Origin of the sequence: Bradyrhizobium sacchari, assembly GCF_002068095.1 — a bacterium.
Classification (GTDB): Bacteria; Pseudomonadota; Alphaproteobacteria; order Rhizobiales; family Xanthobacteraceae; genus Bradyrhizobium; species Bradyrhizobium sacchari.
Map to the genome: position 1 here is coordinate 156,795 of NZ_LWIG01000010.1, position 7,206 is coordinate 164,000.

General features: G+C 64.5%; 6 protein-coding genes and 1 pseudogene. All 7 read right to left on the reverse strand.

Annotated elements, in window-relative coordinates; all coding sequences use genetic code 11:
- A pseudogene (locus tag A5906_RS44415) lies at positions 1–653 on the reverse strand (ABC transporter ATP-binding protein); the annotation flags it as partial.
- A gap of 9 nt (positions 654–662) precedes the next feature.
- Positions 663–1,493: a carbohydrate ABC transporter permease gene (locus A5906_RS14335; protein WP_080135836.1), complete on the reverse strand. Its 831-nt coding sequence runs from the start codon at positions 1,491–1,493 to the stop codon at positions 663–665.
- 3 nt (positions 1,494–1,496) lie between these two features.
- Entirely contained in the window at positions 1,497–2,369 is an 873-nt protein-coding gene (locus A5906_RS14340; RefSeq protein WP_080136115.1) for a carbohydrate ABC transporter permease, read from the reverse strand.
- Between the two features lie 92 nt (positions 2,370–2,461).
- A complete protein-coding gene (locus tag A5906_RS14345) occupies positions 2,462–3,772 on the reverse strand; it encodes an ABC transporter substrate-binding protein (protein WP_136615227.1) in 1,311 nt (436 codons plus the stop codon).
- A gap of 326 nt (positions 3,773–4,098) precedes the next feature.
- Entirely contained in the window at positions 4,099–5,049 is a 951-nt protein-coding gene (locus tag A5906_RS14350; RefSeq protein WP_080135838.1) for a sugar-binding transcriptional regulator, read from the reverse strand.
- Positions 5,050–5,055: 6 nt separating this feature from the next.
- The gene (locus A5906_RS14355) at positions 5,056–5,718 is read right to left on the reverse strand and encodes an HAD family hydrolase (RefSeq protein WP_080135839.1); all 663 of its coding nucleotides are present in this window, start codon (positions 5,716–5,718) and stop codon (positions 5,056–5,058) included.
- 71 nt (positions 5,719–5,789) lie between these two features.
- A partial coding sequence (locus A5906_RS14360; protein WP_245326733.1) for a nitric oxide reductase activation protein NorD occupies positions 5,790–7,206 on the reverse strand: 1,417 nt, incomplete at its 5' end.

The following is a 7,206-nucleotide window of genomic DNA, read 5'->3' on the forward strand; positions in this document are numbered from 1 at the left end:
GGCGAGCCGTATTGCTCGATTTTGCCGCCGTTGAGCACGACGATCTTGTCGGCCATGGTCATAGCCTCGACCTGGTCGTGGGTGACGTAGATCGCGGTGGTGCCGAGCTGCTTCTGCAGCCGCGTCACCTCGATGCGCATCTGAACGCGCAGGGCGGCGTCAAGGTTGGAGAGCGGCTCGTCGAACAGGAACGCCTTGGGCTCGCGGACGATGGCGCGGCCGATCGCGACGCGCTGGCGCTGGCCGCCGGAGAGCTCGCGCGGCTTGCGGTCGAGATACGGTGTGAGGTTCAGCGTCGCGGCGGCGGCCTCGACCTTGCGGTTGATCTCGTCCTTGGCAAGGCCAGCCATCTTCAGGCCGAAGCCGATATTGCCGCGCACGCTCATATGTGGATAGAGCGCGTAGGACTGGAACACCATCGATAGCCCGCGCTTGGCTGGCGGCGTGTCGACGACGTTCTTGCCGTCGATCAGGATCTTGCCGCCGCTGACGTCTTCGAGCCCCGCGATCAGGCGCAGCAGCGTGGTCTTGCCGCAGCCGGAGGGACCGACGAACACCACGAAGGAGCCGTCGGCGATGTCGAGGTCGGCGCCCTTGATGATGTGCACCGGGCCGAAGGATTTCTGCACGCCCTGAAGTGTGATCTGACCCATGGCAGCCCCTTACTTCACCGCGCCGAAGGTGAGCCCGCGCACGAGCTGCTTCTGGCTGAACCAACCGAGGACGAGAATGGGCGCGATCGCCAGCGTCGAGGCTGCCGACAGCTTTGCCCAGAACAGCCCTTCCGGGCTGGAATAGGAGGCGATGAACGTGGTGAGCGGCGCCGCGTACGAGGTGGACAGATTCAGCGTCCAGAACGCCTCGTTCCAGGCCAGGATCAGGTTGAGCAGCAGCGTGGACGCCAGCCCCGGGATCGCCATGGGCGTCAGCACATAGACGAGCTCGCGGCCAATGGTGGCGCCGTCCATGCGCGCGGCCTCCAGGATGTCGCGCGGAATCTCCTTGAAATAGGTGAAGAGCATCCAGATCACGATCGGCAGATTGCCGAGACAGAGGATGAAGACGAGGCCGATGCGGGAATCAAGCAGGCCGAACGTCTTGAAGATCAGGTAGATCGGCACCAGCACGCCGACCGGCGGCATCATCTTCGTCGAGAGCATCCAGAGCAGGATGTCCTTGGTGCGCTTGGTCGGCGCGAACGCCATCGACCAGGCCGCGGGAATTGCAATCAGCAACGCAATAATCGTCGAGCCGCCGGCGATGATGATCGAGTTCATCGCGTGGTGGAAATAATCGCTGCGCTCCTGCACGGCGGCATAGTTCTCGGTGGTCCATTGGAAGAACAGGAACGACGGCGGAATCGCGAAGGCCTCGAGCTCGGTCTTGAAGCTCGCCAGCACCATCCACAGGATCGGGAAGAAGATCAGGAAGCCGAACAGCCATGCCCCGATCGTCGATATGACCACCCGCTGTCTCGTCGCCATCCGAGCCATGCTTCAAGCCTCCAGGTTGCGGCCGACGATGCGGACGAGGAAGAAGGCGACGATGTTGGCGATCACCACCGCGACGAGGCCGCCGGCGGACGCGCTGCCGACGTCGAACTGGATCAGTGCCTGCGCATAAATCAGGAAGGCGATGTTGGTGGTCGACAGCCCCGGGCCGCCGCCCGTGGTGACGTAAATCTCTGCAAAGACGGTGAGCAGGAAGATGGTCTCGATCAGGATCACCACGGTGATGGGGCGCGCCAGATGCGGCAGCGTGATGTAAATGAAGGTCGAGACCGCGCTGGCGCCGTCCATCTCGGCCGCCTCTTTCTGCTCCTCGTCGAGCGATTGCAGCGCGGTCAAGAGAATCAGCGTCGCGAAGGGCAGCCACTGCCAAGCGACGATCAGGATCACCGAGAACAGCGGCACGTCGTTGAACCAGTCGACCGGCGTCAGCCCGACCAATTTTGCGAGCCAGGCGAACAAGCCGGAGACCGGATGCATAAGCAGATTCTTCCAGACCAGCGCGCTCACTGTCGGCATCACGAAGAACGGCGCGATCACCATGAGCCGCACGAAGTTGCGGCCGATCACGGGCTGGTCGAGCAGCAGCGCCAGGGGAATGCCGAGCAGGATGGTCAGTGCCAGCACCGAGCCGACCAACACCAGCGTGTTCTGGAGCGAGGCCAGAAAGGCGGGATCGGTGAGGAAGTAGCGAAAGTTTTCCAGCCCGATGAATTCTTCCGAACCGGGATCGAGCAGGCTGTAATGCAGCGTCGAGAAATAGATCGTCAGCGCCAGCGGGACGATCATCCAGATGAACAGCAGCCCGACGGCCGGGGTCAGGAGCGACCGTGCAAGGAATTGCGTCTGCCGGGTTGCCACGGGCTTCTCCTCTGCCGGGAAGAAGAAGGCGGCCATCCATCCGGGGATGGGTAGATGGCCGCAAGTTTGAGCTCAGGAGGAAGAGCTCGGGTTCACTTGATGTAGCCGGCGCGCTTCATTTCGCGCTCGGTGACGGACTGGGCTGCGGAAAGCGCCGCATCGACGGAGGTCGATCCTGCAAGCGCCGCCGAGAACTGCTGGCCCACCTGGGTGCCGATGCCCTGGAATTCGGGGATCGCGGCGTATTGCACTCCGACGTATGGCACGGGCTTCACCGTCGGCTTGTTGGGATCGGCGGCGTCGATGGAGGCCAGCGTCAACTTGGCGAAGGGCGCGACCTTCAGATAATCAGGGTTCTCGTAAAGCGAGGTGCGGGTGCCGGGCGGCACGTTTGCCCAGCCCTCCTTCGACGCCACCAGCTTGGTGTAGTCTTTGCTGGTCGCCCAGGCGATGAACTTCTCGGCAGCTTCGGTCTTCTTGGAGCCGGCGGGAATCGCGAGGTTCCAGGCCCACAGCCAGTTGGCGTTCTTGCCGAGCCCGGTGTTGGGCGCGAGCGCGAAGCCGACCTTGTCGGCGACCTTGGAGTCCTTCGGGTTGGTGACGAAGGACGCCGCGACCGTGGCGTCGATCCACATCGCGCATTTGCCGGCGTTGAACAGCGCCAGATTCTCGTTGAAGCCGTTGGAGCTTGCGCCGGGTGGGCCGGCTTCCTTCATCAGGTTCACGTAGGTCGTGAGCGTCGTCTTCCATTCCGGCGTATTGAACTGCGGCTCCCACTTCTCGTCGAACCAGCGTGCGCCGTAGGAATTGGCCATGGCCGAGAGGAAGGCCATGTTCTCGCCCCAGCCGGCCTTGCCGCGCAGGCAGATGCCGTAGGTGCCGCCGCTCTTGTCGGTGAGCTTCTTGGCGGCGTCGATCACGAAGTCCCAGGTGGGCTTCTCCGGCATCTTCAGGCCGGCCTTCTCGAACAGGTCGGTGCGATACATCACCATCGAGCTCTCGCCGTAGAACGGCGCGGCGTAGAGCTTGCCGTCGGCGGAGACCGCGTCCTTGATCTTCGGCAAGAGGTCGGCGACGTCGTAATCGGCGCCGAGATTAGCCAGCGGCACCAGCCAGCCCTTCTTGGCCCAGATCGGCACCTCATAGGTGCCGATGGTGAGGACGTCGAACTGGCCACCCTTGGTGGCGATGTCGGTGGTGACGCGCTGGCGCAGCACGTTCTCCTCCAGCGTAACCCATTTCACGGCAATGTCAGGGTTCTTCTTGGTGAATTCACCGGTCAGTCCCTGCATGCGGATCATGTCGCCATTGTTGACGGTAGCGATCGTGAGGGTCGTTTCCGCCATCGCGGGGACGGCCAGCAGAACAGACGCGCCGCAGACGGCGCCGAGGACGTGTTTCACGGTGACCTCCCTTGGACCCGCGCTTTTGAGCATATGCCCACGCGTTGAGCGTATGTTCAACGGAGCTATGGTGCTAGTCAAGCAGGCGCACGGCCGTTCCCGCAACTTATGAGTGCTGCGGTGCGGGAGTGGGCGGGAGGTGGGGTGGGGATGTTGCCACACCCCACACTGTCATGCCCCGCGAAGGAGGGGCATCCAATACTCCGTGTCGTGAGTTGGTTTGCCTCAAGCTTGGCCACGGCGTGCTGGATCGTCCGTCTGCACGAACGATGACAGTGTTGTGTGGGGAAGGATCGCCTGCCTCGCGGACAAGCTGGAACAGCCCCCTACCGCTCCAGGATCGCCCTTGCCGTCGTCTCGTCCGTGATCAGGCCGTTGATCAGGCCCCCGCTGAGCGCCGCCGCGATGGCCGCCACCTTGGCGGTCCCCACCGCCGCACCGATGGTCGTTGTCTTCGCCGGCACTTCCGGCGGAATGCTGGTGAGACGCTTGTTGGTGCCGGCCTTGAGCAGGCGGCCCTTGGAATCATAGGCCCAGCCGGTGATCTCCCCGATCGCCCCCAGGCGCATCATCTCGAACAACTCGTCGCGGGTGACGAACCCATCGACGTGCACCTGCGCCTTCTGGTCCATCTGTCCGATGCCGACGAGGCGCAAATCGGCCCTGGCCGCGACGGCCTTCACTTTCGCGATCGGCTCGATGCGCACCATCCTGTTGCGCTCGTCCTCCGACGACATCAGGAACGGCAATGGCATCGGATAGTGCCGCGCGCCGGTGCGGTCGGCGAGCCGGCCGACGGTGTCGTAGAAGCTCGCCGAGCCGTCGGCGGAGATGTTGCCGACCAGCGAGACGATCTGGTGATTGGGCCGGTCGATCGGCGTGACGCGCTCGACCGCGGCCCGGACTGCCCTCCCCGTGCCGAGCGCGACGATGACGGGCGTCTCCGGGCGCAGTGTGGAATCGAGCAGATTGGCGCAGCGTTCGGCAATGCCTGCGGTCGCCTCCGGTGCGGCAGGATCGGCCGGCACAACTTCGCAATGGACGAGGTCGAACCGTTCCTTCAGGCGCGCGGCCAACTCCATGCAGGCGGCGATGGGATGTTCGAGCCGGAAGGTGATGAGCCGCTCGGCAAGGCACAGTGAGACCAGCCGCTGCGCCGAGGCGCGCGAGACCTGCAGCATCTTTGCGATCTCGTCCTGGGTATGGCCGGCAATGAAATAGAGCCAGCCGGCGCGCGCGGCGTCGTCGAGTCTCGACTTGTCGTTCTCGGCGGCCATGCGGGCTCACACCTCCCAGAAATCGCTCATGCGCGTGAAGACCCGATCGGCCCCGGCGGCGGACAATATAGCGCGGCCGTCGCGGCTACGATAATGGCCGCCGCCGACAAATCCCCAGACGGCCATGCCGGCCGCCTTGCCCGCCTGCACGCCGCTGACGCTGTCCTCGATCACCAGCGTGCGCGAAGGATCGGCGCGCATCTTCTCAGCGGCGTGGAGAAACAGGTCCGGTGCGGGTTTACCGTGCTTGACCATTTGCGCGGTATAGAGACGGCCGTCGAAATACGACGCAAGGCCGGTGACGTCCAGCGACAGCGCGACGCGATCGAGATCGCTGGAAGAGGCAACGCAACGCAGTGCCTTCAGCGCGGACAGAACGGTGGCGACCTCGGGAATTGGCTGGAGCGACTTCGCAAAGGTCTCAAGTACGCGCGCTTTCAGGCGCGGCAGGAATTCATCGGGCAGTGTTCGTCCATGCTCGCGATAATACTGCCCGATCGCGGCCGCGCTGCGGCCCAGGAAGAGCTCGAGCGCCTGCTCCACGCTGAGCTCCAAGCCGAACTCCGCCAGCACCTCGGACAGGCACCGGCAACTCAGCAGTTCGCTGTCGACGAGCACGCCGTCGCAGTCGAAGATGATGAGATCGGGTTTCGACCGAATTTGGCCCATCCGCCTATTCGATCATATACCCATCAGATGAGCAATAGTTCACTCGCGGAACACCACTTGGGTTGACTGGTTCAGTGAGCCACCTGCCGGTAGATGGCCGGCAGCCCCGCGGGCAATCGCTCGATGTTGCCGACGATGGCATAACCGCTGCGGCCGAACAGCGTCGGAAAATAGGACTGCGCTGCAGCGTCGATGGTCACGCCGAACACCGCAATCCCGAGCCGGCGCGCTTCCTGCACGGACTTCCTGGTGTCTTCAAGCGCAAAGCGGCCCTCATAATGGTCGACGTCGTTCGGCTTGCCGTCGGTGAGGACGAGCAGCAGCTTCTTGCGCTGCGGCTGGCGCGCAAGCTCGGCCGAGGCGTGGCGTACCGCCGCGCCGATCCGGGTGTAATAGCCTGGCCTGAGCGCGCCGATGCGGTGCTCGACCACGCCGCTCATCGGCTCGCCGAACGCCTTGACCGTTTCAAGCCGCACCCAGGACCGCCGGCGCGAGGTGAAGGTCAGGATGTTGTGGTGATCGCCGCAGGCCGACAGCCCGTGCGCGAGCACCAGCAGCGCTTCCTTCTCAACATCAAGCACCCGGTAGCCATCGGCCCAGGCGTCCGTTGAAAGCGAGACGTCGACCAGCAGCGTGACGGCGAGATCGTGCCCTTGCGGGCGCATCGCCATGTGAACGCGATCGAGACCGGCGCCATTGCCGCCAGCGCGAAGATCGCACCGCGCGCGGACCAGCGCGTCGAGATCGAGATCATGTCCGTCGGACTGGGCCCGCATCAATTCATGACGTGGCCGCAAGACCTCGAAGCGGCGACGCACCTGGCGGATGTGCCGGCGCATGGTCTCGTCGGGCGCCCAGCTTTCACCTCGCTCCGAAGCGGCAGATGCGAGCACGCGGCAATGGTCGGGCAGATAAGAGCTGCTGCGATAATCCCATTCGGGATAGGTCAGATCCGCATTCAGGCGCGAGGCATCGAGGGGTTCCGGCGGCAGGTCGAGATCGAACTTGAACCGGCTCGCGGGCTTGCCGCTGCGGCGGCTGAGCGTGATCTCTTCCAGGTCATCGGCCGCCTTCTGCGCGTCCTCGTCCTCGCTGTCGTCCGCCGGCCGATCGACATTGACCATCTCGGCCATCGCTAGGATTTTTTCAAAGCGGTTGAGTACGAACGGATCGCGGCGATTGGCATCGTCCTTGCGCTCGCGCACGGCAAAGCGCTTGCGATTGTCCTGAGCTTGGGGCTGCGCACCGGCGGCGCATTCATCCTCGCCCGCAGGCGCGGCTGACTGCTCGCGCATCCAGCAATCGCCCCACAGGGGGCACGGCAGGATTGGACGATAGCCCGGCGGCGCCCTGTCCGGCAGCGGTCCCGTTCCCATCATGGCCGGCCACAATTGCCCTGCGGGCGCGGGTCCGGCCCCGAGCAGGGCGAGAACGATCTGCTCGATCTCCTGCTCGACGCGCGGCAGGGGGCGGCGCGGTCGGACCTCG

Coding starts and splice junctions, on each gene's coding strand:
- A5906_RS14335 (WP_080135836.1), bottom strand. CDS start 1,493: ATGGCTCGGATGGCGACGAGACAGCGGGTGGTCATATCGACGATCGGG.
- A5906_RS14350 (WP_080135838.1), bottom strand. CDS start 5,049: ATGGCCGCCGAGAACGACAAGTCGAGACTCGACGACGCCGCGCGCGCC.
- A5906_RS14355 (WP_080135839.1), bottom strand. CDS start 5,718: ATGGGCCAAATTCGGTCGAAACCCGATCTCATCATCTTCGACTGCGAC.